Source organism: Pelomonas cellulosilytica, assembly GCF_021353265.1.
In the GTDB taxonomy this organism is placed as follows: Bacteria; Pseudomonadota; Gammaproteobacteria; order Burkholderiales; family Burkholderiaceae_C; genus Pelomonas; species Pelomonas cellulosilytica.
On the sequence record NZ_JAJTWU010000006.1, the window covers coordinates 197,455 to 221,988 of the forward strand.

Genomic DNA, 24,534 nt, shown 5'->3' on the forward strand with positions numbered 1-24,534 from the left:
CGTCAGGGGCGCGTCGGGGTCGGCGGCGGGCAAGGGAGCATCGGACATGGCTTCTATGATGCCGCAGTGATGCCCGACGCCCTGCAAAGAACCTCACCCAGCGCCGCCGAGCGCCTGTCCCGCAACCTGGCCGTGACGAGCGTGACGGCCCTGGCGCTGCTGTGCCTGGCTTGGGAGCTGTGGCTGGCGCCGACCGGCCAGGGCACGCTGGCGCTGAAGGTGCTTCCGCTGCTGCCGGCGCCGCTGGGGTTGTGGCGCTACCGGCTCTATACCTATCGCTGGGTGGCGCTGTTCGTGTGGCTCTACGTATTGGAAGGGCTGGTACGAGCCACCAGCGAAGGCGGCCTCGGGCAATGGCTGGCCGCCACCGAGGTGGCGTTAGGGCTGGTCGTCTTCACAGCCTGCACGGCGCAGATCCGCCAGCGGCTGGCCGCGGCCAAGGTGGCATGACGTCCTTCCTGCCCGCCCTGCGCGACCGGTTGGGCGAGGCGGGCTTGCTCACCGGTGGCGATCTATCGGCCTACGAGCGTGACTGGCGCAAGCGCTATCCCGGCCGCGCGCTGGCCGTCGCGCGGCCCGTGTCGACCGACGAGGTCGCCGCCATCATGCGGCTGTGCCACGAGCATCGCGTGCCCATAGTTCCCCAGGGCGGCAACACCGGCCTGGTCGGCGGATCGACGCCCGACGACAGCGGCCGGCAACTCGTACTGAGCCTGACGCGCATGAAGCGCCTGCGCGAGATCGACGCAGCCAACGCCAGCCTCACCGCCGAGGCCGGCTGCGTGCTGGCCGACGTGCAGGCCGCGGCTGCGGCCGCCGGGCTGTTGTTTCCGCTGAGCCTCGCCGCCGAGGGCAGCTGCACGCTGGGCGGCAACCTGGCGACGAACGCCGGCGGCACGCAGGTGCTGCGTTATGGCAATGCCCGCGAGCTGTGCCTGGGGCTCGAGGTGGTGACCGCGCAGGGCGACGTCTGGCACGGCCTGTCCGGCCTGCGCAAGGACAACACCGGCTATGACCTGCGCGACCTATTCATCGGCAGCGAAGGGACGCTGGGCATCATCACGGCCGCGACGATGAAGCTGCATCCACAGCCGCGCGAGCGGCTTACCGCGCTGGCGGCGTGCCCATCGATCGATGAGGCCGTCGCGCTGCTGGGCCTGGCCCGCTCGCGCGCCGGCGATGCGCTGACCGGCTTCGAAGTCATGAGCCGCGCCGCGCTCGCACTGGTGGCCCGCGAGCTGCCGCAGCTGCGCCAGCCCCTGCCCGCGTCGCCGTGGACGGTGCTGCTGGAACTGTCGGATGCCGAGGGTGCAGCGCATGCCCAGGCCGTCTTCGAAGGCCTGCTGGAGGCCGCCGCCGAGCGCGGACTCGTGCAGGACGCCGTCATCGCGCAGAACCTGCAGCAGGCCCAGGACTTCTGGCATCTGCGCGAGTCCATCCCGCTGGCGCAGGCGCAGGCCGGCCTCAACATCAAGCACGACATCTCGCTGCCGGTCTCCAGCATCCCGCCGTTCGTGGCCCAAATGGACGCGGTGCTGTCGGCCTACATGCCGGGCATCGAGGTCATCAACTTCGGCCACCTGGGCGACGGCAACCTGCACTACAACGTGCAGGCGCCGGCCGGCGTGGCGCACGCCGACTTTCTCGCCACGCACGAGGCGGCGATCAACGAGCAGGTCTATGACGCCGTGCAGCGACTCGGCGGCTCTATCTCGGCCGAGCATGGCATCGGCCGCCTCAAGCGCGACGAGCTGGTTCGGCGCAAAGACCCGGTCGGGTTGACGTTGATGCGCTCGATCAAGCGGGCGCTGGACCCGCTGGACCTGCTCAACCCGGGACGGCTCCTGTAGAGCGGCGGCGGCCGAACGGCCACAGCACCAGGCGGAACACGAGTCGCACCAGAAGCAGCGCCAGCACGGCTTCGACCACCGTCATCAGGAAGGCGCCGACCATCGTGAAGCGCGGCACGCGGCGGCGGAACTTGGCCAGCGCCCGGTCGCGGGCGATCTCGATGCTGTCGTAGAAGGTGGGGACGACCAGCAGCGTCAGCAGCGTCGACGTGATCGTGCCGCCGATGATGGCCACGGCCATCGGCCGGTAGAACTCGCCGCCCTCCCCCACGCCGATGGCCACCGGCAGCATGCCGGCAATCAGCGCGAAGGTCGTCATCAGGATGGGGCGGAAGCGCTTGCGGCCGGCGTGCATCAGCGCCTCCTCGCGGTCCACACCGGTGGCCTCCTCCTGGCGCGTAGCGTCCAGCAGCAAGATGGCGTTCTTGGCCACGAGGCCCATCAGCATGATGACGCCGATGAGGCTCATCAGGTTCAGCGTCCCGTTCGTGACGATGAGGGCGACCACCACGCCGATGAGGCTCAGCGGCAGCGACAGCATGACGGCCAGCGGTGCCGTGAAGCTGTTGAACTGGATGACCAGCACGAAGTACATCAGCGCGATGCCGGACAGCAGTGCGGTGATCATGGCCGTGAAGACAACCTGCTGGTCGCGCGCCGAGCCGGTCAGCTCGATGCCGAAACCAGGCGGGAAGTCGATGGCCTTGGCCAGCTTCTGCGCTTCCGCCGTGACCTCACCGGACGAGCGGCCCTGTGCGTTGGCGCTGACGGTGATCGTCCTCTTGCCGTCGCCGTGCTGGATCTGGCTGGGGCCCTTGCCCATCGTGACGGTGGCGATCTGGTCCAGCGGCACCATGCGGTTGCTGCCCGACACGGCGATCGGCAGGCGCTCGATGTTGGCGGCATCCACCCGATCGGCCGGATGCAGGCGGATGGCCACGTCGCGCGTCTCGCCCGTCGGGTCGACCCAATCCCCGGCCTCGACGCCGGCAAACGCCACGCGCAGCGACTGCGCCGCGTCGTTGACGGAAATGCCCATCTGGTTGGCCAGGCCACGGTCCAACTCGATCTGCAACTCGTCCTGCGGGTCCTGCTCGGAGTAGCCGATGTCCACGGCGCCCTTGATGCCCTTCATCGCCTGTACGAAGTCCTGCGTGATCTGCTGGAGCTTGCGCGTGTCGGTGCCGTAGAAGCGGATCTGCACCGGCTTTTGGGCGCCGTTGTTGAGGTCGTCGAGCACCACGTACTCGGCGCCGACCAGCCGCGACACCTTGTCGCGCAACTCGGTGGCCACCTGCGCGGCCGAGCGCTGGCGATCGGTGCTCTTGCCGATGTCCACATAGATGCGTCCGCCGGCGGCGTTCGGGTACGCCATCGTGGCCTTCGTCTCGGGGATCGTCGAGGCCAGCGCGGCTGCGGCGTCGAGCTTGAGCTTGGAGTACTCCAGGCTGCTGGACGCGGGCGAGCGCACTTCGATGGCGAGGAATCCGGCATCGGCGCGCGGCAGGAAGTCCGACCCGCCCATTGTCACCTGCAGGCCGATCGCGCCGAAAAAGCTCGCCACGGCGAACGCGGCCATCCAGCGGCGGTGATGCAGCGCCCACGCGATGACGTGGCCGTAGCCGTTGGCAACACCGTCGAACCAGTGGTTGAAGCGCTGCAGCAGCTTGCCGAAGCCCTTCTTGGGCTGCTCGTGATAACCCGGCGGATCACCCCAGTAGGCCGACAGCATTGGGTCGAGCGTGAAGCTGATGAGCAGCGACACGATGACGGAGGCCACCACGGTCAGCGCGAAGGGCTTGAACCACTGGCCCGGACCCTGGCCCATGAAGGCCACCGGCACGAAGACGGCGACGATGGCGAACGTTGTGGCCGCGACGGCCAGGCCGATCTCGGCCGTGCCCTCGCGCGCAGCCGTCACGCGGTCGGCGCCGCGCTCCATGTGCCGCACGATGTTCTCTCGCACGACGATCGCGTCGTCGATGAGCACGCCGATGGCCAGCGACAGGCCCAGCAGGCTCATGAAGTTCAGCGAGAAGCCCATGACCCACACGGCGATGAACGCGGCCAGCACCGATGTCGGCAGCGACAGCGCGGTGATCAGCGTGGAGCGCCAGCTGTTGAGGAAGGCGTAGACGACGAAGATCGTCAGGCCGGCGCCGAAGACAAGCGCATGCGTGACGTTGTGCAGGCTGTTCTCGGCATCCTTGCCACCGTCCTGCGTGATCTCCAGTGTCGTGCCCTCAGGCAGTTCCTTGCGGATTTCATCGACCAGCTTGCGAGCTTCCACGGCGACGCTCACGGTGGACGCATCGCGCGAGCGCGTGATGGAGATGCCGACGTTTGGCTGACCGTTGCGCAGCGAGTAGCCGGTCATCTCGGCAAAGCCGTCCTTGACCTCGGCGATCTGCCCAAGGCGCACGACGTTGTTGCCGTTGCGCTTGATGATCATCTGCTCGAATTCGCTCGGCGACGCAAGGCGCCCAAGCAGGCGGATGCTCTGGTCTTCCAGCGTGCCGCGCACCTTGCCGACCGGCGCCGTCGTGTTCTGCGCGCGTACAGCCTGCAGCACCTCCGTGACGGACACACCGAACTCGCGCAGCTTCTCGGCGCGCAGCAGGATGGACAGCTCGCGCAACAGCGAGCCGTTGACGGTGACCGTGGACACGCCGGTGATGCCGCGGAAGCGCTCGGCCAGCTTGTCTTCCGCCAGGCGGCTGATCTGCGCATGCGACAGCGTCTTGCTCGACAACGACAGCTGCAGGATGGGCTGCGCACCCGGGTCCACGCGCGTGATGATGGGCTCGCGGATCTCGGTCGGCAGCTTGTAGCGCACCGACGCGATGGCATTGCGCACCTCGTCGGCAGCTTCGATCATGTTCTTCGAGAAGTCGAAGATCAGCACGATGGTGGCGCTGCCCTCACGCGATGTAGAGGTGGAGCGGTCCACGCCGGAGATGCTCTGCAGCGCCTTCTCGATGCGATTGACGACCTCGCGTTCCGCCGTCTCTGGCGAAGCGCCCGGATACGGGATGTTGATGACCAGCACAGGCGGCTCGACGTCCGGCATCTGGTTGACGCGCAGCTTGGACAGGGCCAGCAGGCCCATGAGCATCAGGCCGATGACCAGCACGACGGTCGCCACCGGCCGGCTGATGCTGAAGTTGGAGAGGAACATCGCGACCTCCTACTTACTTCGCCGCCGTCACGGCGGATGCGGCGCCAGACCCGGCCTTCACGCGCTGGATGGGCGCGCCGTCGGTGAGATTGCCGGTCGGGTTGCGCAGCACGTCCTCGCCCTGCGCCAGGCCCGACAGGATGACCACCTCGCCACGGCGCTCGTCACGATCGCCGAGCGTGACGCTGACCTTCTTCAACTGATTGCCGGCCAGCTTCCAAACGTAAGCGACGTCACCCTGGCGCTGGATGGAGCCTTCAGCCAGCACCAGCGCCTTGCGCTCGGTGTTCTCGACCCGGCCTTCGGCATAGAGGCCGGAGACCTGCGGTGCCTTGCTGCGGTCGTCGAACTCGGCGATGAGTTCGACCTGGCGGGTTGTCGCGTTGGCCGCGGCATCAATACGCGCCAGCTTGCCGCGGAAATCGGCGTCGCCGAAGCCGTTGACGCGGAACGACACAGGCTGGCCCAGCTTCAGCTCGCTCAACCGATCCGCCGACACTTGACCTTCGAAGCGCATGGAGGCCGGGTCGATGACTTTGATCAGCTCACGGCCGACCTGGACCGTGTCGCCGACGGAGATCTTGCGCTCGCTGACGACGCCATCGAACGGGGCCCGCACCTCGGTGCGAGAGACCTGCTGGCGCGCCGTGACGAGGCGGGCCTTGGCCGCGGCCAGTTCGCTCTGCGCGGCGTTTCGGCGCACCTCGGCGTCCTCCAGGCCTTGCATGGAGATCATGCCCTGCTGGTTCAACGTGCGCTGGCGGGCCAGCACGCGCTCGGTCTGCTCGAAGCTCTGCTGCGCGGCGCGCAGCGCTTCCTCGGCGGATGTGAGGCTGTCGCGGATGGCGGTGGGGTCGAGGCGGATGATGAGGTCGCCGGTGCGGACCCGCTCGCCGTTGTCCTTGGCCACCTGCAGCACGACGGCCGCGACTTCGGCGCGCAGGTCCGCGCGCCGTGCGGGCTGGATGGCGCCGGTGATGACCGGAGCGCCAATCAGACCGCTCTGGCCGACCTGGCGCAGATCCTCGGGCGCCAGCAGCAGCGGCGCAGCAGGCTTGGCCGCGGCCTGGGCTTCGTCGGGCTTGCCGCCCTTGCAGGCGGCAAGAGCCAGGGCGAGGGTCAGGACAGCGAGGATCGGCGTGGCACGCGTCATGGAGAAGCCTTCTTCAGAGGACAGGGGTCGGACGACACAAACCCGACAGCTTAACGGTCCGACACATGTGCGCCAGAGGTCATGCAACGTGAAAGTGCCCAAACCGGCCTTCGCGGGCGACGCTGCTCCTCGGTACGACGCTGATTCAGGCGGCCAGCCTCAGGCCGCCGCCATGCCCCTCAAACAGCCTGCCAGTCCAGCGGCCAGCCACCCTGCTGCCAGCGCTGAAGCCACAGTAGGCCGATCAGCGTCTTGGCATCGGTCAGCTCGCCCCGCGCCGCGGCAGCATCGAGTTCTTCCGCCGTATGGCTGACGAGTTCGACGAACTCGCCCTCATCGAGCTGCTGCGCGCCCTGGGTCAGGCCCCGCGCAAAGTAGATATGGATGCCTTCGTCGGAATAGGCAATGGCGTTGTGCAGCACGCCGGCATAGGCCCATTCAGCCGCGCTGTAACCCGTCTCTTCAAGCAGTTCACGCTGGCCGCAGACGAGCGGGCTTTCACCGGCATCGAGCTTGCCGGCAGGGAACTCCAGCATCACGCGACCCATCGGATAGCGGTACTGGCGCTCCATCAGCAGACGGCCATCATCCAGCAGCGGGACGATCATCACGGCGCCGGGGTGGCGGATGTACTCACGATGGGCGGTGCGTCCGTCGGGCAGCACAACGCTGTCACGGCGCACATCCAGGAAGTGGCCCTGGTAGACCTGCGTGCTGTCGAGCAGGCGTTCGACGAGATGATCGTCAGCCTCGGCCACGGCGCAGATACCTCCAGACGAATCCTGGGAATCCCAGCGTGACGAACAGACAGGCGCCCGCGGCGTAGAACTCCCAGCCCTGCGCCTGGCGCTGGCCGATGCGAGCCTCCAGAATGGAGCCGGCGGCGAAGGTAAGCACCGCCATCAGCAGCAGTTCCAACAAGCGCCACCAGGCGGACTTCGGAGCCCGGCGGGGGCCGACGAGCAGCAGGCGCTCGTTGAAGTAAGGCAGGTTGGCCGCGGCGGTGGCCACGGCCAGAACCAGCCAGACAGCGACAGACTGGTCCATGCCCGCTGCAACCTCAGGTGGTCAGCGCCTGGCGGATCGCGACCTTGCACAGCTCCAGCAGGCCGCCGGGCATCAGACCCAGAACCAGCACGGCGGCGCCATTGAGCGTCATGACGAAGCGCACGTCACCGGGCGCTGCTAGCGGCGCCGTGTCCGTGGGGGCGTCGAACCACATCACCTTGACGACGCGCAGGTAGTAGAACGCGCCGATCAGCGAGATCACGACGGCGAAGCCGGACAGGTAGAGGTAGAACGGCGTGTCCGCGGCCACCAGCGCCTGCAGCACGGCGAGCTTCGCGTAGAAGCCCACGGTGGGTGGCACACCAGCCAGCGAGAACATGAACATCGTCATGACGAGCGCGAACCAGGGGCTGCGCTTGGACAGGCCGGCGAGGTCCTTGATTTCTTCGGCTTCGTGCCCCTGGCGCGACAGCAGGATGACCATGCCGAAAGTGCCCAGCGTCGTCATCACGTAGGTGACGGCATAGAACATCGCCGAGCTGATCGCGTTGTAGCTCCAGTTGGCGCTGCCGTTGACGTAGGCGGCCGTCATGCCGAGCAGCATGAAGCCCATGTTCGCGATCGTCGAATAGGCCAGCATGCGCTTGAGGTTGCTCTGCGCGATGGCGGCCAGGTTACCCACCAGCAAGGACAGCACGGACAGCACGACCAGCATCTGCTGCCAGTCGGCGGCCAGCGCGCTCATGCCTTCCACCAGCAGGCGGACGGTGATGGCGAAGGCGGCCAGCTTGGGGGCGCCGCCGATCATCAGCGTGACGGCGGTCGGCGCGCCCTGGTAGACGTCGGGCACCCACATGTGGAAGGGGGCAGCGCCGAGCTTGAAAGCCAGGCCCGCGACGACGAAGACGACGCCGAAGACGAGAACCGCCTTGTTCGGGATGCCTTGCGAGATCACCTTGAAGACCTCGGGGATGCTCAGCGAGCCGGTGGCGCCGTACATCATCGACAGGCCGTACAGCAGGAAGCCGCTAGCCAGCGCACCGAGCACGAAATACTTCATCGCCGCCTCGGTGGACACGGCGTGGTCACGCCTCAGGGCCACCAGCGCGTACAGCGACAGGCTCATCAGTTCCAGGCCGAGGTAGATGACCAGGAAGTTGTTGGCCGACAGCATCACCGAGATGCCGAGCAGCGCGAACAGGCTCAGGATGAAGAGTTCGCCCTTCAGCATCTCGCGCACGCCGGCGTACGGCCGCGCATAGACGAGGGTGATCAGCGTGGCCACGCAGGCAAAGCCGGCGAGCAGATGGCCCATCGGGTCGGCAACGACCATGCCCTGCATGGCGTAGGTCGTCAGGCCGGCATCGAAGTACGCGAAGTGCATGCCACCCACGACGGCGAGCGTCAGCTGCGTGAGCCAGTAGGTCGGGCGGCGCTGCTCGTCGGTGACCCACAGGTCCACCAGGGCCACCAGGCAGCCCATCGCCAGCAGCAGGATTTCGGGATAGATCGCGAGCCAGTTCATGTTGGTCATTGTTTTGCCTCAGCTCGCCATCAAACCGGGATCTTGCTCTGCGCGACGTGCTGGAGCAGTTCGACGACGGACTGATGCATCACGTCGGTGAAGGGCTTGGGATAGACACCCATGTAGAGCGTTGCGATGGCCAGCACCGCGAGCATGAGGAACTCGCGCTTGTTGATGTCGGTCAGGTCACGCACATGGTCGTTGGCCACCGCGCCGAAGTAGACGCGCTTGATCATCCACAGTGTGTAGGCCGCGCCGAAGATGAGTGCCGTCGCGGCGATGCCGCCCAGCCAGAAGTTGGCCTTCACGGTGCCGAGGATGACCATCCACTCGCCGACGAAACCCGCCGTCGCCGGCAAGCCGCAGTTGGCCATACCGAAGAAGACGGCGAACGCAGCGAAGGTGGGCATCGTATTGACCACGCCGCCATAGGACGCGATCTCCCGCGAATGCACGCGGTCGTAGAGCACGCCGATGCACAGGAACATGGCGCCCGACACGAAGCCGTGCGAGATCATCTGCACGATGCCGCCGGACATGCCCAGCTCGTTGAAGATGAAGAAGCCCAGCGTCACGAAACCCATGTGGGCGATGGACGAGTAGGCCACCAGCTTCTTCATGTCCTTCTGCACCAGCGCGACGAGGCCGATGTAGACGACGGCGATCAGCGACATCGCGATGATGAGCCACGACCACTCACGTGCGGCGTCCGGCGCGATCGGCAGCGAGAAGCGCAGGAAGCCGTAGCAGCCCAGCTTCAGCATGATGGCCGCCAGCACGACGGAGCCGCCGGTGGGCGCCTCGACGTGGGCGTCAGGCAGCCAGGTGTGCACCGGCCACATCGGCACCTTGACCGAGAAGGCGGCCAGGAAGGCGAAGAACAGCCAGGTCTGCGCACCGCCGGTCAGCGGCAGCTTGTGCCATGCCTGGATGTCGAAACCACCCGACTTCGTGTAGAGGTACAGCAGCGCGATCAGCATCAGCAGCGAGCCGGCCAGCGTGTACAGGAAGAACTTGAAAGCTGCGTAGACGCGGTTCGGGCCACCCCAGACGCCGATGATGATGTACATCGGGATCAGCGTGGCCTCGAAGAACACGTAGAACAGCATGCCGTCCAGCGCACTGAACACGCCCACCATCAGACCCGACAGGATCAGGAACGCGCCCAGGTACTGGTTGACGCGCGTCTCGATGACCTCCCAGGCTGCGATGACGACGATGATGGTGATGAAGGCCGTCAGCGGAACGAACCACATCGAGATGCCATCCACGCCGAGGTGGTAGTGGATGTTGAAGCGCTCGATCCAGGCCTGCTTCTCGACGAACTGCATCGCAGCGGTCGTTGTGTCGAAGCCCGTGATGAGCGGGAGCGTGACGAGAAAACTCGCCACGGCCGCCGCCAGCGCCATCCAGCGCACGGCATTGGCCTGTTCGTTGCGCCCGACCGCCAGCAGCAGTGCGCCGCAGACGATGGGCAGAAAAATAGCAAGACTCAGCAACATTCTTGTTCTCCGCCTCGTCAGAACCCGAACAGGGCGTTGAACTGGGGCTTGATATACGGCCAGAGCTGCCAGGTCATCAACCCGGTCACGCCGAGGATCATGACCAGCGCGTACCAGTAGAGGTAACCGGTCTGGAAGCGCCGCACGAGGCCGGCGATGCCACCGACGGTACGGGCCGAGCCGTTGATGATCAGGCCGTCGATCAGGCCGGCATCGCCGCCCTTCCACAGGCCGACACCGATGGCACGGGCCAGGCGGGCGAGGATGTTCTCGTTGATCCAGTCCATGAAGTACTTGTTCTCCAGGACGATGATCAGCGGACGCAGCACCTTGGCCAGCGTGGCCGGAATGCTCGGCGCGACCATGTAGAACACGTAGGCAGTCGCGACACCGGACAGGGCCAGCCAGAACGGCAGCGACGTGAAGGCACCCAGCGCCATCTTGAGCGCTTCGTTGCCCTGCATCACCTCGGCACCGTGCATGAACTCCTCGCGCAGCTCGCCCATCGCATGATGGATGTGGCCGTTGACGAAGATGGCGTCCTTGAAGAAGTCCCCGTACAGCATGGGCGCGATGGTCAGCAGGCCGACGACGACCGACGGGATCGCCAGCAGCACCAGCGGAATCCAAACCACGGCCGGCGACTCATGCGGCGTGTGCGCGTGGCCATGGCCGTCGTCATGGTGATCGTGCTCGCCCGGGAACGGCTTGTGATGGAAGTGCTCCTTGCCATGGAAGACGAGGAAGAACATCCGGAACGAGTAGAACGCGGTGACGAACACGCCGACGATGACAGCGAAGTACGCGAAGCCGGCACCGGGCAGGTGGCTGGCATGCACCGCCTCGATGATCGAATCCTTGGAATAGAAGCCCGAGAACAGCGGCGTGCCGATGAGGGCCAGCGACCCCAGCAGCGACGTGAGCCACGTGATCTTCATGTACTTCCACAGGCCGCCCATGTTGCGGATGTCCTGGTCGTGGTGCATGCCGATGATGACGGAGCCCGCGCCGAGGAACAGCAGCGCCTTGAAGAACGCGTGCGTCATCAGGTGGAAGACGGCGACCGAGTAGGCCGACGCGCCCAGCGCCACGGTCATGTAGCCCAGCTGCGACAGCGTGGAATACGCGACGACGCGCTTGATGTCGTTCTGGATGATGCCCAGGAAGCCCATGAACAGCGCCGTGATCGCGCCGATCACCATGACGAAGTTCAGCGCCGTGTCGGACAGCTCGAACAGCGGCGACATGCGTGCCACCATGAAGATGCCGGCCGTCACCATCGTGGCCGCGTGGATCAGCGCGGAGATGGGGGTCGGGCCTTCCATCGAGTCCGGTAGCCAGACGTGCAGCGGGAACTGCGCCGACTTGCCCATCGCACCGATGAACAGACAGATGCAGGCCACGGTCAACAGCGCCCAGTCAGTGCCCGGGAAGCTGAGCTTGGCGAGCTCATCGGCCTTGGCGAAAGTCTCGGCGTAATTCAGGGAACCGCCGAACGCCACCAGCAGGCCGATGCCCAGGATGAAGCCGAAGTCGCCGACCCGGTTCACGAGGAAGGCCTTCATGTTGGCGAACACGGCCGACGGCTTGGTGTACCAGAAGCCGATCAGCAGGTACGACACCAGGCCCACCGCCTCCCAGCCGAAGAACAGCTGGAGCATGTTGTTGCTCATGACCAGCATCAGCATGCTGAACGTGAACAGCGAGATATACGAGAAGAAGCGCTGGTAGCCCGGGTCCTCCTCCATGTAGCCGATGGTGTAGATGTGCACCATCAGCGACACGAAGGTCACGACCACCATCATCATGGCCGTCAGGCCGTCGATGAGGAAGCCGATCTCCATCTTCAGCGAGCCGAGCGTCATCCACTCGTAGACGGTCCCGCTGAAACGGGCGCCATCGACGGCGACGCTGTAGAGCGTCATGGCCGAGATGATGAAGGCGACGAGGACGCCAAGGATCGTGGCCGTGTGGGCGCCGCGGCGGCCGACGATCTTGCCGAAGAAGCCGGCGACGATGGCGCCCGCCAACGGCGCCAGCGGCACGGCGAGCAGCAGGTTCTGGTTGAGTTGTGCAGACATCTTGTGCGTGTCCTCAGCCCTTGAGAGCGTCGAGCTCTTCGACGTTGATGCTGGCCCGGTTGCGGAACAGCACGACAAGGATGGCCAAGCCGATGGCCGACTCGGCCGCCGCGACGGTCAGGATGAAGAACACGAAGACCTGACCGTCCATGTTGCCCAGGTAGTGGGAGAACGCGACGAAGTTGAGGTTGACTGCCAGCAGCATCAGCTCAATGGCCATCAGCAGAACGATCAGGTTCTTGCGGTTCAGGAAGATGCCGATGACCGACAGCGCGAACAGCATCGCGCCCAGCGTCAGGAAATGGCCCAGGGTCAATCCAGCGGCGCCGATCATGCCTGGCCTCCTTCGGTGGGTGCGGCAGCTTGTGCAGGGGCGGCGACGGTGGGCGCCATCTTGACGATCTTCAGGCGCTGCGCCTTCGTGACCTTGACTTGCTCGGACGGGTCCATGGCGCGCGAATCCTTGCGTCGGCGCAGTGTCAGCGCGATGGCGGCAACGATGGCGACCAGCAGGAGGACGGCGGCGATCTGCAGCGGATACAGGTAGCTCGTGTAGATCTCGATGCCAAGCAGCTTGGTGTTGCCCTGCTCCACCTGGGCAGCGGTCAGCGCCGGTGCGTCGGACAGCTGGAAGCCGCCCATCAGGACGATGCCCATCTCGAAGGCGATCAGCGCGCCGATGACGGCCGCCACCGGCAGGTGCTTCCAGAAGCCCTCACGCAGGCTGTCCGTGTTCAGGTCGAGCATCATGACGACGAACAGGAACAGCACCATGACGGCGCCGATGTATACGAGCACCAGCGCAATCGCGAGGAACTCGGCCTTCAGCAGCATCCAGATGCAGGACGCCGTGAAGAACGACAGGATCAGGAACAGCGCCGCATGCACGGTGCTGCGAGCCGTGATGACACGGAACGACGACACCAGCAGGATGCCGGAGAAGACGTAGAAGAGGATGGTCGTGATGTCCATACGTATCCAGGCCAGCTGAGCTGGACCGCGGCGGCCGACAGGCCGGCCGGCGATCAGCGGTACTTGGCGTCCGCCTCCTTTTGCGCCGCGATTTGGGGCTCGTACTTGTCACCGACCGCCAGAAGCATGTCCTTGGTGAAGTACAGGTCGCCGCGCTTCTCGCCGTGATATTCGAAGATGCTCGTCTCCACGATGGAGTCGACCGGGCAGCTTTCCTCGCAGAAGCCGCAGAAGATGCACTTGGTCAGGTCGATGTCGTAGCGCGTCGTGCGGCGGCTGCCGTCGGCTCGCACGTCGCTCTCGATGGTGATGGCCATCGCCGGGCAGACGGCCTCGCACAGCTTGCAGGCGATGCAGCGCTCTTCACCGTTCTCGTAGCGGCGCAGCGCATGCAGGCCACGGAAGCGCGGGCTCAGCGGCGTCTTTTCCTCGGGGAACTGCACCGTGATGTTGCGCGACAGGAAATGCCGACCCGTCAGGGCCATGCCCTTGAACAGCTCGGTGAGCAGGAAGCTCTTGGCGAAATCTTTGATGGACATCTGATTACTGACTCCGCAGAGCCGCCTCAAGGAGGCAGTCGCCCCCTCGGGGGGCAGAGAACGAAGTGAACGTGGGGTTCGTCATGTCACTTCCAGATGTTGAACGGCGTCTGCATCCAGAGTCCGACCACGACCAGCCAGACCAGCGTCACGGGAATGAAGATCTTCCAGCCCAGACGCATGATCTGGTCGTAGCGGAAGCGCGGGAACGTGGCGCGCACCCACAGGAACATCGTGACGACGACGAAGGTCTTGGCGAACAGCCAGAACCAGTTCCAGAACGCCATCGAGCTCTGGATCCAGCTAGGCGTATCCATGCCCAACAGGTGCCAGGAGATCGGCGCGCTCCAGCCGCCCAGGAACATGACGACGGCCAGCGCCGACACCAGGATCATGTTGGCGTACTCAGCCAGGAAGAACATCGCGAACGACATGCCCGAGTACTCGATCATGTGGCCGGCAACGATTTCCGACTCGCCTTCCACCACGTCGAATGGGTGGCGGTTCGTCTCCGCCAGGCCGGAGATGAAGTAGACGATGAAGATCGGCAGCAGCGGCAGCCAGTTCCAGGACAGGAAGTTCAGGCCCATGCCCGCGAACATGCCCTTCTCCTGCACCTGCACGACGGCGGTCATGTTCAGGCTGCCGGTGACCATCAGCACGACGACCAGCGCAAAGCCCATGGCGATCTCGTACGACACCATCTGCGCCGACGCACGCAGTGCGCCCAGGAAGGCGTACTTCGAGTTGGACGCCCAGCCGGCGATGATGACGCCGTAGACCTCCAGCGACGTGATCGCCATCAGGAACAGCAGGCCGGCGTTGACGTTGGCCACGGCGGCATCTGGGCCGAAGGGCACGACGGCCCAAGCAGCCAGCGCCGGCATGATGGTCATGACGGGGCCAAGGAAGAACAGGCCTTTGTTCGCGGCCGCAGGCTTGATGATCTCCTTGAAGATCAGCTTCACCGCGTCGGCGATGGGCGTCAGCAGGCCGTAGGGACCAACGCGGTTCGGCCCCGGGCGGATCTGCGACCAGCCGATGGCCTTGCGCTCCCACAGCGTGAGGTAGGCAACGCAGCCCAGCAGCGGCAGGATCACTGCGACGATCTTCAGCAGGCTCCACACCAGAGGCCACAAGGCCCCCAGCAGCGAGGCGCCGTTTTGGTAGAGGGTGTCGATCATTCTTGTCAGCTCCCTCAGACCTTGCTGATGCTCAGCGTGCCGAAGGCCGCGCCGAGGGTGGCGGTTTGGGGCAGGCCGGCAGGCACGCGGGCCACGCCGTCCGGCAGACCCGCTTCCAGGCGTGCCGGCAGTTGGGCAGCGCCGCCGTCCTGGACGATGCGAACCTGGTCGCCTTCGATCAGTCCGAGCTGTTGCCACAGGCTGGTGGGCAGGCCGACCGTGGCGGCCTCACGACCGTCGGTCGTCAGCTGCAGCGACGTGGAATTGCGCACCAGTGCATCAGTCGCGTAGATGGGCAGGTTGGCAAAGCGCTCGACCCCCTCACCCTTGGTGCCGGCTTGCACCGTGGCCGACGCGGCGTTGTTGAAGCGGGCTGTCAGGTCACCGCCCAGCGCCTGCTCTCGCACCTGCTCGGAGCTGTCCTGGTCGAAGCCCGGCAGGCCCAACAGGTTGCCCAGCACGCGCAGCACCTTCCAGCCCGGGCGCGTCTCGGCCTGCGGCCTGACGACACCAACGAAGCTTTGCAGGCGGCCCTCGGCGTTGACGAACGAGCCGGAGGCCTCGGTGAACGGTGCGATAGGCAGCAGCACGTCGGCGTATTCGAGCCCGGTCTTGAACGGGCTCAACACGACGACCATCTCGGCCGCGTCCAGTGCCTTGGCGGCAGCGGCGGCGTTGGCGGAATCGAGCACCGGATCGGTGTTGAGAAGCAGCACGGCCTTCAGCGAAGAACCGGTCAGCATCTGCGCGGCATTCAGGCCGTCGACCTGCGGCTGGGCCTTCACCAACTGCGCACCCACGGTGTTGGCCGCAGCGGTCAGGTAGCCGACGGTGGCTCCGGTCTGCTGGCCGATCCATTGCGCGAGCGCCAGCAGGCTGCCCGCCTGCGGATGTTCGGCAGCGGCATTGCCGAGAAGGATGGCCTTGGCACTGCCGGACTGCAGGCTCGCGGCGATGGCCTTGGCCGTGTCGGTTGCCGTACCAGCCAACGGTGCGCCCGCGCCGAGGGCGGCCGCCACGTCGGCCAGCGCTTGCACCCAGCCCGACGGCGCGATGGATTGCGAGGTCGCCAGCGGCAACAGCCAGTCGTCGTTGCCAGTGCCGATGCGGCTCACCGCGGCACCGCGGCGCGCGGCGTGGCGCAGGCGGGCGGCGAACAGCGGGTGATCCTTGCGCAGGTTGGAGCCGACGACCAGCGCGCGGTCCAGTTCGGACAGCTTGGCGATGGACGTACCCAGCCAGCGCGCCTGGCCGGCGGGAGCGGCGTTGCCGAAGTCGCTGTGGCGCAGGCGATGGTCGATGTTGTCGCTGCCCAGGCCACGCACGACCTGTGCGAGCAGGTGCAGTTCCTCCACGGTGCTGTGGGCCGAGCCCAGGGCGCCGATGGACTTGGCACCGTGATCCGCCTTGATGGACTTCAGGCCGTTGGCGACGTATTCCAGCGCGGTGGTCCAGTCGACCTGCTTCCACGCGCCGCCCTGCTTGATCATCGGCGCGGTCAGTCGGGCGTCGCTGTTCAGCGCTTCGTAGCTGAAGCGGTCACGGTCGGCGATCCAGCATTCGTTGACGTCGTCGTTCTCCAGCGGAACGACGCGCATGACTTGGTGGTTCTTGACCTGAACGATCAGGTTGGCGCCCGTGGAATCATGCGGGCTGACGCTCTTGCGGCGCGACAGCTCCCACGTGCGGGCGCTGTAGCGGAACGGCTTGCTCGTGAGCGCGCCGACCGGGCAAATGTCGATCATGTTGCCCGACAGCTCGGAGTCCACCGTGCGGCCGACGAAGGTCTGGATCTCGCTGTGCTCGCCGCGGTGGGCCATGCCCAGCTCCATGACGCCGGCTATCTCCTGACCGAAGCGGACGCATCGCGTGCAGTGGATGCAGCGGCTCATCTCTTCCATGGAGATCAGCGGGCCAACGTTCTTGTGGAAGACGACGCGCTTCTCTTCGGTATAGCGGCTCTTGCTGCCGCCGTAGCCGACAGCCAGGTCCTGTAGCTGGCACTCGCCGCCCTGGTCACAGATGGGGCAATCCAGCGGGTGGTTGATCAGCAGGAATTCCATGACGCCCTGCTGCGCCTTGATCGCCTTGTCGCTTTTGGTACGGACGATCATGCCTTGCGTGACCGGCGTCGCGCAGGCGGGCATGGGCTTGGGCGCCTTCTCCACGTCCACCAGGCACATGCGGCAGTTGGCCGCGATGCTCAGCTTCTTGTGATAGCAGAAATGCGGGATGTAGGTGCCGGCCTTCTCGGCAGCATGCATGACCATGCTGCCTTCCTGGACCGAGACCTTCTGACCGTCGAGTTCGATTTCAACCATGATGGTGTTTCCCTAGGCAGCTCAGGTCGGAGCCACCAGGGGCTTCTTGTGTTCAATCAGGTGCACGAACTCGTGCTTGAAGTGCTTGATCATGGCGCGCACGGGCATCGCGGCAGCGTCGCCCAGCGCGCAGATCGTGCGGCCCTGGATGTTGTCAGCCACGGAGTTCAGCAGGTCGAGATCCTCTGCCCTGCCCTCGCCGTGGTAGATGCGTTCCAGCACACGGTGCATCCAGCCCGTGCCTTCGCGGCAGGGCGTGCACTGGCCACAGGATTCGTGCGCGTAGAAGTACGACAGACGCAGCAGGCTCTGCACCATGCACCGCGAGTCGTCGATGACGATGACGGCGCCCGAGCCGAGCATGGAGCCTGCCTTGGCGATGGAGTCATAGTCCATCGTGCAGTTCATCATGACCTCGGCCGGCAGCACAGGAGCCGACGAACCGCCGGGGATGACGGCCTTGAGCTTGCGGCCCTTACGCACGCCGCCCGCCATTTCGAGCAGCACCGAGAACGGCGTACCCAACGGGATTTCGAAGTTGCCGGGCTTCTCGACGTCGCCCGACACGGAGAACAGCTTGGTGCCGCCGTTGTTGGGCTTGCCGATCTCGAGGTAGGCCTGGCCGCCGTTGCGGATGATCCAGGGCACCGCGGCAAACGTCTCGGTGTTGTTGATGGTGGTCGGCTTGCCGTACAGGCCGAAGCTAGCCGGGAACGGCGGCTTGAAGCGCGGCTGGCCCTTCTTGCCTTCCAGCGATTCCAACAGCGCAGTTTCCTCGCCGCAGATGTAGGCGCCGAAGCCGTGGTGGGCGTGCAGCTGGAAGCTGTAACTGCTGCCCATGATGTTGTTGCCGAGATAGCCGGCAGCACGGGCTTCTTCCAGGGCGGCTTCGAAGCGCTCGTAGACCTCGAAGATCTCGCCGTGGATGTAGTTGTAGCCGACGGTAATGCCCATCGCGTAGGCGGCGATGGCCATGCCTTCGATCACCTGATGCGGGTTGAACATCAGGATGTCGCGGTCCTTGCAGGTGCCAGGCTCGCCTTCGTCAGAGTTACAGACGAGGTACTTCTGGCCCGGGAACTGGCGGGGCATGAAGCTCCACTTCAGTCCGGTCGGGAAACCTGCGCCGCCGCGTCCGCGCAGGGCCGAGGTCTTCACTTCGGCGATGACCTGGTCAGGCGTCAAACCTTCGCCGCCGTCTTTACCGAGGATCTTGCGCAGCGCTGCGTAGCCACCACGGGCTTCGTAGTCCTTGATCGACCAGTTCTTACCGTTCAGGTCCGCATAGATCTGCGGGCTGATGTGGCGGCCGTGGAAGCAGGTCTCGTTGCCGGTGCTTTGGAATTTGGAGAGGTCCAGCATGTCGTCCTCAGGCCTTGGCGGCTTCAGCGCGCAGCACGTCAACCAGCTCGTCGAGGCGATCAGCCGTCATGAAGCTGCACATCTGGCGGTCGTTGACCAGCATCACCGGCGAGTCGGCACAGGCGCCCAGGCACTCGCTCTTCTGCACGGTGAACAGGCCGTCGGCCGTCGTGCCGCCCTGCTCGATGCCGAGCTTGCTGCACAGATGGTCCAGCGCCTTCTGGCCGTCGCGCAGTTGGCAGGGCAGGTTCGCGCAGACATTCAGCTTGAACTTGCCAACCGGCTTCTGGTTGTACATGTTGTAGAAGGTCGTCACCTCGTACACGGCGATGGGCGCCATGCCGAGGTGCGCCGCGATCGCGTCTTCCGCGGCGCGGGGCACATAGCCCTCTTCCTGCTGCACGATGGCCAGGCAGGCCATGACGGCAGACTGGCGCAGCTCGTACGGGTACTTGGCGACCTCGCGATCGAAGCGGGCGCGGGTCGCGTCGCTGAGCGTGTAGCTCGAAGCGGTGGTGTTGGAAGTCGTCATCGTCGTCACAGCTTCAACGGTCGATCTCGCCGAACACGATGTCCATCGTGCCGATGATGGCCACGGCGTCAGCAATCATGTGGCCCTTGCCCATTTCGTCGAGCGCCGCGAGATGGGCAAAGCCAGGCGCGCGGATCTTCAGGCGATACGGCTTGTTGGCACCGTCGCTGACCAGGTAGATGCCGAACTCGCCCTTCGGGTGCTCGACGGCTGCGTAGGCCTCGCCTTCCGGCACATGGAAGCCTTCGGTGAAGAGCTTGAAGTGGTGGATCAGCTCTTCCATGTTGGACTTCATGTCCACACGGGCCGGCGGCGCCACCTTGTGGTTGTCGGTGATGACCGGGCCGGGGTTGGCCTTGAGCCACTGCACGCACTGCTGCACGATGCGGTTGGACTGGCGCATCTCTTCGACGCGCACACAGTAGCGGTCATAGGTGTCGCCGTTGGTGCCGACGGGGATGTCGAAATCCATCTTGTCGTAGACGTCGTACGGCTGCTTCTTGCGCAGGTCCCAGGCAATTCCCGAGCCGCGCAGCATCGCACCAGTGAAGCCCATGTTGAGCGCGCGCTCGGGCGACACTACACCGATGCCGACGGTGCGCTGCTTCCAGATACGGTTGTCGGTCAGCAACGTCTCGTAGTCGTCGACGTTCTTCGGGAAGCGGCGGCAGAAGTCCTCGATGAAGTCCAGCAGCGAACCCTGGCGGTTCTCGTTGAGCTGGGCAATGGTCTTCGCGTTCTTGATCTTGCTGACCTGGTACTGCGGCATGCTGTCCGGCAGGTCGCGGTAGACACCGCCCGGACGGAAGTAGGCCGCGTGCATGCGCGCACCCGACACCGCCTCGTACATGTCGAAGATGTCCTCACGCTCGCGGAAGCAGTAGATGAGGATGTTCATCGCACCGCAGTCCAGCCCGTGCGCGCCGAGCCACAGCAGGTGGTTCAGGATGCGGGTCAGCTCGGCGAACATCACGCGGATGTACTGCGCACGGATCGGCACCTCGATACCCAGCATCTTCTCAATGGCCAGGCAGTAAGCGTGCTCGTTGGCCATCATCGACACGTAGTCGAGACGATCCATGTAGGGCAGCGACTGGATGAAGGTCTTCTGCTCGGCCAGCTTCTCCGTCGCACGGTGCAGCAGGCCGATGTGCGGGTCGGCACGCTGGATGACTTCGCCGTCCAGCTCCAGCACCAGACGCAGAACGCCGTGGGCGGCCGGGTGCTGAGGCCCGAAGTTCAGCGTGTAGTTCTTGATTTCAGCCATAACTTACAGACCGCCGTACTTGTCTTCACGAATGATGCGCGGCGTGATCTCGCGCGGCTCGATGGTCACCGGCTGGTAGACCACGCGCTTCTGCTCGGCGTCGTAGCGCATCTCGACGTGACCCGACACCGGGAAGTCCTTGCGCATCGGGTGGCCGATGAAACCGTAGTCCGTCAGGATGCGGCGCAGGTCGTTGTGGCCGTCGAAGATGACGCCGTACATGTCGAACGCCTCGCGCTCGAACCAGTTGGCCGAGTTCCATACCGGCGTGACCGAGGCCACGCAGGGGAAGTCATCATCGGTCGCGAAGACCTTCAGGCGCAGGCGCCAGTTCTTGCTGACCGACATCAGATGGCTGACGACGGCATAACGGGGGCCTTCATACAGGCCATCGCCGTAGCTGCTGTAGTCGACGCCGCAGAGGTCGAGCAACTGTTCGAACTTCAGCTCGGCATGATCACGCAACGTCGTCGCCACGCCGAAGTAGTCGGCGGCGCGGACCGTCAGCGTCAGTTCGCCGAGGGCGTTCTTGAGCGAGACGACGCGCTCGCCAAGGATGGCACCCAATTGCTGGGCCAGGGTATCGAGGTTCAGGCTCATTCCGGGGCTCAGCGGGCGATGGTGTTTTCGCGGCGGATCTTCGCCTGCAGCTGCAGGATGCCGTACAGCAGCGCCTCGGCCGTCGGCGGGCAGCCGGGCACGTAGACGTCCACCGGCACGATGCGATCGCAGCCGCGTACGACGGAGTAGCTGTAGTGGTAGTAGCCGCCGCCGTTGGCGCACGAGCCCATCGACAGCACCCAGCGCGGCTCGGCCATCTGGTCGTACACCTTGCGCAGCGCCGGCGCCATCTTGTTGCACAGCGTGCCGGCCACGATCATCAGATCGGACTGACGCGGGCTCGGACGGAACAGCATGCCAAAACGGTCGATGTCATAGCGCGCGGCACCCGCGTGCATCATCTCGACGGCGCAGCAGGCCAGACCGAAGGTCATCGGCCACAACGAACCCGTCTTGGACCAGTTGATGAGCTTGTCGACCGACGTGGTGACGAAGCCCTCTTTCAAGACGCCATCAATTGCCATTTGGAATTCCCAGCTTGTGTCGGCGAACGCTCATTCCCAATCCAGGGCGCCCTTTTTCCATTCGTAGGCAAAGCCGACGACCAGAATGCCGAGGAAGATCATCATCGCCCAGAAGCCAGTCGCCCCGATTTCCTTGAGCGCAACAGCCCACGGAAACAGGAAGGCGATTTCCAGGTCGAACAGGATGAAGAGGATGGCGACGAGGTAGTAGCGCACGTCGAATTTCATGCGCGCGTCTTCAAACGCCTCGAAGCCACATTCGTAGGGGGAATTCTTGGCCGCGTCAGGCCGATTCGGGCCGAGCAGCGCGCCGAGCAACTGGGGAGCGATCCCGACTGCTGCGCCGACCAAGATGAAGAGGATGACGGGCAGATACTGTTCGAGATTCATCGTTGAAGTCCCCAGAGCCGGGCTAACAGAAAGTCAACGCGATCTGCAAAAAGCAGACCACAAAAGCAAACAGGCGCGCCACCAGCGAATCGAATGATGTCGCTCGCGGATCGCGCCCGCCTGGAACCTTGCTCCGATCAACCGGCTTCAGGCCGGGCTTTCGAAGCGACAGGCCGCTTCATTGTCTGGTGCCGTCGGCGAGACTCGAACTCGCACAGCTTTCGCCACTACCCCCTCAAGATAGCGTGTCTACCAATTTCACCACGACGGCTGGTATTCAAATCGTCTGACGACCAAGGAGGGTTTGCCTTGTCAGACAGCCTCGCATTCTATACCGAAAACCAGGGGCGCCCTGGCGTCGAAGCGAGGTTTTTACTCGGGCATCATTCCGACGCGGCCGATGCAGCAACCGGAGCCGGCGCGAGGACCGCGCCGGGGATGGCCGCGGCACCCGACGCCGCCGCGGAGGCAGCCGTCGCAGCGATCGGCGCACGGTCCAGCGCAGTGTCGCCGGCCGAGACCGCCGAGCGGCCATTGGCCAGGAAAGCCAGGCCCAGCGTGCAGCCGAAGAACAGCGTCGCGGCCACGGCAGTGCTGCGCGACAGGAAGTTGGCGCTGCCCGTAGCACCGAACAGGCTGCCCGAGGCCCCGCTGCCGAAGGAGGCGCCCATGTCGGCGCCCTTGCCGTGCTGCACCAGCACCAGACCGATGATCGCGAGAGCCGACAGCAACTGGACGATCAACACCAGATTCGCAAAGAACTGCATTCCAAACACTCCATCAAAACACTTGTGACGCCCCGCCCTGCGGCGCGGGCGCCGGAAAAAATTCTTAGTGAGCGGCGGCCAGGCAGATGGCGGCGAAATCAGCCACCTTCAACGACGCGCCACCGATCAGGCCACCATCGATGTCCGCCTGAGCGAACAGCTGCGCGGCGTTGTCGCCCTTGACACTGCCGCCATACAGGATGCGCATGGCTGCTGCGCGATCCGTCGCAGCCTGCAACTGGGCACGCAGCACCGCGTGCACCGCCTGCGCCTGTTCGGGCGTGGCCGTCAGGCCGGTGCCGATCGCCCAGACGGGCTCGTACGCCACCACCATCTCGCCACAGCAATGCCCCAGCGTGTGGATGACGGCGGCGAGCTGGCGCTTCACCACGGCTTCGGTCTGGCCGGCCTCGCGCTCGGCGCGCGTCTCGCCGACACAGACGATCGGCGTGACGCCATGGGCCAGCGCCGCCTTCGCCTTGTCGGCGACGAGCTGATCGCTCTCCGCGTGGTACGCGCGGCGCTCCGAGTGACCCACGATGGCATAGCGGCAACCGACGTCCGCCAGCATCGCGCTCGAAACCTCGCCGGTGTAGGCGCCCTGCTCGTGCGACGAGCAGTCCTGCGCGCCGTACACGAGGGACGACCCCATCAGCGCGAGCGCTGTCTCGGTGATGTAGGGAAACGGCACGCAGACCGCTACATCGGCGTTCCACGGCCCGGCCTCTTTAAGACCCGCGAGCAGCTGCGCATTGGCCGCGCGGCTGCCATGCATCTTCCAGTTGCCCACGACGAGTTTTCTTCTCATGTCAACTCCTCCGTCACCAGGTCAGCACGATCTTGCCGATGTGCCGGTTCGACTCCATCAAAGCGTGGGCCTCGGGCGCCTGGGCGGCTGCCAGTTCGCGGTAGATGACCGGCTTGATGTGCCCCGCGTCGATCAGCGGCCACACGGCACCCCGCAGTGAACGCGCAACGCCGGACTTGAACGCCGTGGAGCGCGGTCGCAGCGTCGAGCCAGTGATGGTCAGGCGCTTGCGCAGCACCAGGCCGGCATCGATCTCGGCCTTGACCCCGCCCTGCACGGCGATGACGGCCAGGCGGCCATCCTCCGCCAGTGCCTGCACGCCGCGGCCGATGTAGTCACCCGCCACCATGTCGAGGATCACGTCGACACCTCGACCCGAGGTCGCCGCACGGGCCTCGGCAACGAAGTCCTGTTCGCGATAGTTGATGGCCAGCTCCGCGCCGAGCGCCTCGCAGGCCTCGGCCTTGTCGGCCGCGCCGACCGTGACGAACACGCGGGCACCCAGCGCTTTGGCCATCTGGATGGCCGTCACGCCGATGCCGCTGGAGCCACCGTGGACAAGCAACGTTTCGCCCGCCTTCAGCGCCGCGCGCTCGAACACATTGGCCCAGACAGTGAAGCAGGTCTCCGGCAACGTGGCCGCCTGCGTCAGCGTCCAGCCACGCGGGACCGGCAGGCATTGCCCGACCGGCGCCACGCACAGCTCCGCATAGCCGCCGCCGTTGACCAGCGCACAGACGCTGTCGCCCAGCGCCAGGCCGTGCGCAGCCAGCGCCTCCGCGTCGCCGTCGACGATCTGGCCAGCAACCTCCAGGCCAGGCAGGTCACTCGCCCCCGGCGGCGGCGGGTAGGCGCCCTTGCGCTGCAGCACGTCCGGCCGATTGATGCCAGAGGCCGCCACGCGGATTAGGCACTCGCCCGAGCCCGCGACCGGGTCCGGCCGCTCGACCAGCTCCAACACCTCGGGCCCGCCAGGGCGGGCGATCGCGATGGCCTTCATCGCCGGATGA

Annotated in this window: 23 protein-coding genes and 1 tRNA gene; 2 read left to right on the forward strand and 22 right to left on the reverse strand. The window is 65.5% G+C overall.

All coding sequences use genetic code 11. From position 1 onward, the window contains the following. Positions 1–69 precede the first annotated feature (69 nt). On the forward strand, positions 70–450 hold the full coding sequence (locus LXT13_RS16275) for a DUF2069 domain-containing protein (RefSeq protein WP_233373012.1): 381 nt from the start codon (positions 70–72) through the stop codon (positions 448–450). Further along, the gene (locus tag LXT13_RS16280; protein ID WP_233373013.1) at positions 447–1,850 is read left to right on the forward strand and encodes an FAD-binding oxidoreductase; all 1,404 of its coding nucleotides are present in this window, start codon (positions 447–449) and stop codon (positions 1,848–1,850) included. The genes LXT13_RS16275 and LXT13_RS16280 overlap by 4 nt, the downstream gene beginning before the upstream one ends. On the opposite strand, the gene LXT13_RS16285 is transcribed toward LXT13_RS16280, so the two are convergent. The 22 genes from LXT13_RS16285 to LXT13_RS16390 all read right to left on the reverse strand — a co-directional run bounded on the left by LXT13_RS16285 (position 1,828) and on the right by LXT13_RS16390 (position 24,524). Then, positions 1,828–5,028, reverse strand: coding sequence for an efflux RND transporter permease subunit (locus tag LXT13_RS16285; protein WP_233373014.1), 3,201 nt, complete (start codon positions 5,026–5,028; stop codon positions 1,828–1,830). The two genes, LXT13_RS16280 and LXT13_RS16285, sit on opposite strands and share 23 nt — an antisense overlap. Positions 5,029–5,041: 13 nt before the next feature. Then, complete coding sequence (locus LXT13_RS16290) at positions 5,042–6,181, reverse strand: efflux RND transporter periplasmic adaptor subunit (RefSeq protein WP_233373015.1); 1,140 nt, start codon at positions 6,179–6,181, stop codon at positions 5,042–5,044. Between the two features lie 179 nt (positions 6,182–6,360). Beyond that, positions 6,361–6,948, reverse strand: coding sequence for an NUDIX domain-containing protein (locus LXT13_RS16295; protein ID WP_419964683.1), 588 nt, complete (start codon positions 6,946–6,948; stop codon positions 6,361–6,363). After that, a complete protein-coding gene (locus LXT13_RS16300) occupies positions 6,926–7,228 on the reverse strand; it encodes a DUF2818 family protein (RefSeq protein ID WP_233373017.1) in 303 nt (100 codons plus the stop codon). Before LXT13_RS16300 ends, LXT13_RS16295 begins: the two co-directional genes overlap by 23 nt. A 13-nt stretch (positions 7,229–7,241) precedes the next feature. Next, positions 7,242–8,723: an NADH-quinone oxidoreductase subunit NuoN gene (nuoN, locus tag LXT13_RS16305; RefSeq protein WP_233373018.1), complete on the reverse strand. Its 1,482-nt coding sequence runs from the start codon at positions 8,721–8,723 to the stop codon at positions 7,242–7,244. A 20-nt stretch (positions 8,724–8,743) separates the two neighbouring features. After that, entirely contained in the window at positions 8,744–10,216 is a 1,473-nt protein-coding gene (locus LXT13_RS16310; RefSeq protein WP_233373019.1) for an NADH-quinone oxidoreductase subunit M, read from the reverse strand. A 17-nt stretch (positions 10,217–10,233) separates the two neighbouring features. Then, positions 10,234–12,297, reverse strand: a complete 2,064-nt coding sequence (gene nuoL / locus LXT13_RS16315) for an NADH-quinone oxidoreductase subunit L (protein ID WP_233373020.1) — start codon at positions 12,295–12,297, stop codon at positions 10,234–10,236. A 13-nt stretch (positions 12,298–12,310) separates the two neighbouring features. After that, the gene (gene nuoK / locus LXT13_RS16320; protein WP_233373021.1) at positions 12,311–12,631 is read right to left on the reverse strand and encodes an NADH-quinone oxidoreductase subunit NuoK; all 321 of its coding nucleotides are present in this window, start codon (positions 12,629–12,631) and stop codon (positions 12,311–12,313) included. After that, positions 12,628–13,269 carry an NADH-quinone oxidoreductase subunit J gene (locus tag LXT13_RS16325; RefSeq protein ID WP_233373022.1) on the reverse strand — a complete coding sequence of 214 codons (642 nt, stop codon included), beginning with the start codon at positions 13,267–13,269 and terminating at the stop codon, positions 12,628–12,630. Before LXT13_RS16325 ends, nuoK begins: the two co-directional genes overlap by 4 nt. 53 nt (positions 13,270–13,322) lie before the next feature. Then, positions 13,323–13,808: an NADH-quinone oxidoreductase subunit NuoI gene (gene nuoI / locus LXT13_RS16330; RefSeq protein ID WP_233373023.1), complete on the reverse strand. Its 486-nt coding sequence runs from the start codon at positions 13,806–13,808 to the stop codon at positions 13,323–13,325. Between the two features lie 86 nt (positions 13,809–13,894). After that, positions 13,895–14,992: an NADH-quinone oxidoreductase subunit NuoH gene (gene nuoH, locus LXT13_RS16335; RefSeq protein ID WP_233373024.1), complete on the reverse strand. Its 1,098-nt coding sequence runs from the start codon at positions 14,990–14,992 to the stop codon at positions 13,895–13,897. Positions 14,993–15,006: 14 nt separating this feature from the next. After that, positions 15,007–17,313 carry an NADH-quinone oxidoreductase subunit NuoG gene (nuoG, locus tag LXT13_RS16340; protein ID WP_233373025.1) on the reverse strand — a complete coding sequence of 769 codons (2,307 nt, stop codon included), beginning with the start codon at positions 17,311–17,313 and terminating at the stop codon, positions 15,007–15,009. 21 nt (positions 17,314–17,334) lie between these two features. Continuing rightward, positions 17,335–18,675, reverse strand: a complete 1,341-nt coding sequence (gene nuoF, locus LXT13_RS16345; RefSeq protein WP_233373026.1) for an NADH-quinone oxidoreductase subunit NuoF — start codon at positions 18,673–18,675, stop codon at positions 17,335–17,337. Between the two features lie 7 nt (positions 18,676–18,682). Continuing rightward, positions 18,683–19,207, reverse strand: coding sequence for an NADH-quinone oxidoreductase subunit NuoE family protein (locus LXT13_RS16350; RefSeq protein WP_233373027.1), 525 nt, complete (start codon positions 19,205–19,207; stop codon positions 18,683–18,685). Positions 19,208–19,220: 13 nt separating this feature from the next. Continuing rightward, positions 19,221–20,474 (reverse strand): NADH-quinone oxidoreductase subunit D, encoded by a 1,254-nt coding sequence (locus tag LXT13_RS16355; RefSeq protein ID WP_233373028.1) that lies wholly within the window; start codon positions 20,472–20,474, stop codon positions 19,221–19,223. A gap of 3 nt (positions 20,475–20,477) precedes the next feature. Next, on the reverse strand, positions 20,478–21,074 hold the full coding sequence (locus tag LXT13_RS16360; protein WP_233373029.1) for an NADH-quinone oxidoreductase subunit C: 597 nt from the start codon (positions 21,072–21,074) through the stop codon (positions 20,478–20,480). A gap of 8 nt (positions 21,075–21,082) precedes the next feature. Beyond that, positions 21,083–21,559: a NuoB/complex I 20 kDa subunit family protein gene (locus tag LXT13_RS16365; protein ID WP_233373030.1), complete on the reverse strand. Its 477-nt coding sequence runs from the start codon at positions 21,557–21,559 to the stop codon at positions 21,083–21,085. A 30-nt stretch (positions 21,560–21,589) separates the two neighbouring features. Continuing rightward, positions 21,590–21,949 (reverse strand): NADH-quinone oxidoreductase subunit A, encoded by a 360-nt coding sequence (locus tag LXT13_RS16370; protein ID WP_233373031.1) that lies wholly within the window; start codon positions 21,947–21,949, stop codon positions 21,590–21,592. A 186-nt stretch (positions 21,950–22,135) separates the two neighbouring features. After that, positions 22,136–22,220, reverse strand: a tRNA-Leu gene (locus LXT13_RS16375). 112 nt (positions 22,221–22,332) lie between these two features. After that, entirely contained in the window at positions 22,333–22,716 is a 384-nt protein-coding gene (secG, locus tag LXT13_RS16380; RefSeq protein WP_233373032.1) for a preprotein translocase subunit SecG, read from the reverse strand. A gap of 64 nt (positions 22,717–22,780) precedes the next feature. After that, positions 22,781–23,524, reverse strand: a complete 744-nt coding sequence (tpiA, locus tag LXT13_RS16385) for a triose-phosphate isomerase (RefSeq protein WP_233373033.1) — start codon at positions 23,522–23,524, stop codon at positions 22,781–22,783. Between the two features lie 13 nt (positions 23,525–23,537). Then, on the reverse strand, positions 23,538–24,524 hold the full coding sequence (locus tag LXT13_RS16390; protein ID WP_233373034.1) for an NAD(P)H-quinone oxidoreductase: 987 nt from the start codon (positions 24,522–24,524) through the stop codon (positions 23,538–23,540). Positions 24,525–24,534 lie beyond the last annotated feature (10 nt).

What these genes read in the sequence shown, in the direction of transcription:
- LXT13_RS16275 (WP_233373012.1), top strand. Translation starts at nt 70, where the DNA reads ATGCCCGACGCCCTGCAAAGAACCTCACCCAGCGCCGCCGAGCGCCTG.
- LXT13_RS16280 (WP_233373013.1), top strand. Translation starts at nt 447, where the DNA reads ATGACGTCCTTCCTGCCCGCCCTGCGCGACCGGTTGGGCGAGGCGGGC.
- LXT13_RS16285 (WP_233373014.1), bottom strand. Translation starts at nt 5,028, where the DNA reads ATGTTCCTCTCCAACTTCAGCATCAGCCGGCCGGTGGCGACCGTCGTG.
- LXT13_RS16290 (WP_233373015.1), bottom strand. Translation starts at nt 6,181, where the DNA reads ATGACGCGTGCCACGCCGATCCTCGCTGTCCTGACCCTCGCCCTGGCT.
- LXT13_RS16300 (WP_233373017.1), bottom strand. Translation starts at nt 7,228, where the DNA reads ATGGACCAGTCTGTCGCTGTCTGGCTGGTTCTGGCCGTGGCCACCGCC.
- nuoN (WP_233373018.1), bottom strand. Translation starts at nt 8,723, where the DNA reads ATGACCAACATGAACTGGCTCGCGATCTATCCCGAAATCCTGCTGCTG.
- LXT13_RS16310 (WP_233373019.1), bottom strand. Translation starts at nt 10,216, where the DNA reads ATGTTGCTGAGTCTTGCTATTTTTCTGCCCATCGTCTGCGGCGCACTG.
- nuoL (WP_233373020.1), bottom strand. Translation starts at nt 12,297, where the DNA reads ATGTCTGCACAACTCAACCAGAACCTGCTGCTCGCCGTGCCGCTGGCG.
- nuoK (WP_233373021.1), bottom strand. Translation starts at nt 12,631, where the DNA reads ATGATCGGCGCCGCTGGATTGACCCTGGGCCATTTCCTGACGCTGGGC.
- LXT13_RS16325 (WP_233373022.1), bottom strand. Translation starts at nt 13,269, where the DNA reads ATGGACATCACGACCATCCTCTTCTACGTCTTCTCCGGCATCCTGCTG.
- nuoI (WP_233373023.1), bottom strand. Translation starts at nt 13,808, where the DNA reads ATGTCCATCAAAGATTTCGCCAAGAGCTTCCTGCTCACCGAGCTGTTC.
- nuoH (WP_233373024.1), bottom strand. Translation starts at nt 14,992, where the DNA reads ATGATCGACACCCTCTACCAAAACGGCGCCTCGCTGCTGGGGGCCTTG.
- nuoG (WP_233373025.1), bottom strand. Translation starts at nt 17,313, where the DNA reads ATGGTTGAAATCGAACTCGACGGTCAGAAGGTCTCGGTCCAGGAAGGC.
- nuoF (WP_233373026.1), bottom strand. Translation starts at nt 18,675, where the DNA reads ATGCTGGACCTCTCCAAATTCCAAAGCACCGGCAACGAGACCTGCTTC.
- LXT13_RS16350 (WP_233373027.1), bottom strand. Translation starts at nt 19,207, where the DNA reads ATGACGACTTCCAACACCACCGCTTCGAGCTACACGCTCAGCGACGCG.
- LXT13_RS16355 (WP_233373028.1), bottom strand. Translation starts at nt 20,474, where the DNA reads ATGGCTGAAATCAAGAACTACACGCTGAACTTCGGGCCTCAGCACCCG.
- LXT13_RS16360 (WP_233373029.1), bottom strand. Translation starts at nt 21,074, where the DNA reads ATGAGCCTGAACCTCGATACCCTGGCCCAGCAATTGGGTGCCATCCTT.
- LXT13_RS16365 (WP_233373030.1), bottom strand. Translation starts at nt 21,559, where the DNA reads ATGGCAATTGATGGCGTCTTGAAAGAGGGCTTCGTCACCACGTCGGTC.
- LXT13_RS16370 (WP_233373031.1), bottom strand. Translation starts at nt 21,949, where the DNA reads ATGAATCTCGAACAGTATCTGCCCGTCATCCTCTTCATCTTGGTCGGC.
- secG (WP_233373032.1), bottom strand. Translation starts at nt 22,716, where the DNA reads ATGCAGTTCTTTGCGAATCTGGTGTTGATCGTCCAGTTGCTGTCGGCT.
- tpiA (WP_233373033.1), bottom strand. Translation starts at nt 23,524, where the DNA reads ATGAGAAGAAAACTCGTCGTGGGCAACTGGAAGATGCATGGCAGCCGC.
- LXT13_RS16390 (WP_233373034.1), bottom strand. Translation starts at nt 24,524, where the DNA reads ATGAAGGCCATCGCGATCGCCCGCCCTGGCGGGCCCGAGGTGTTGGAG.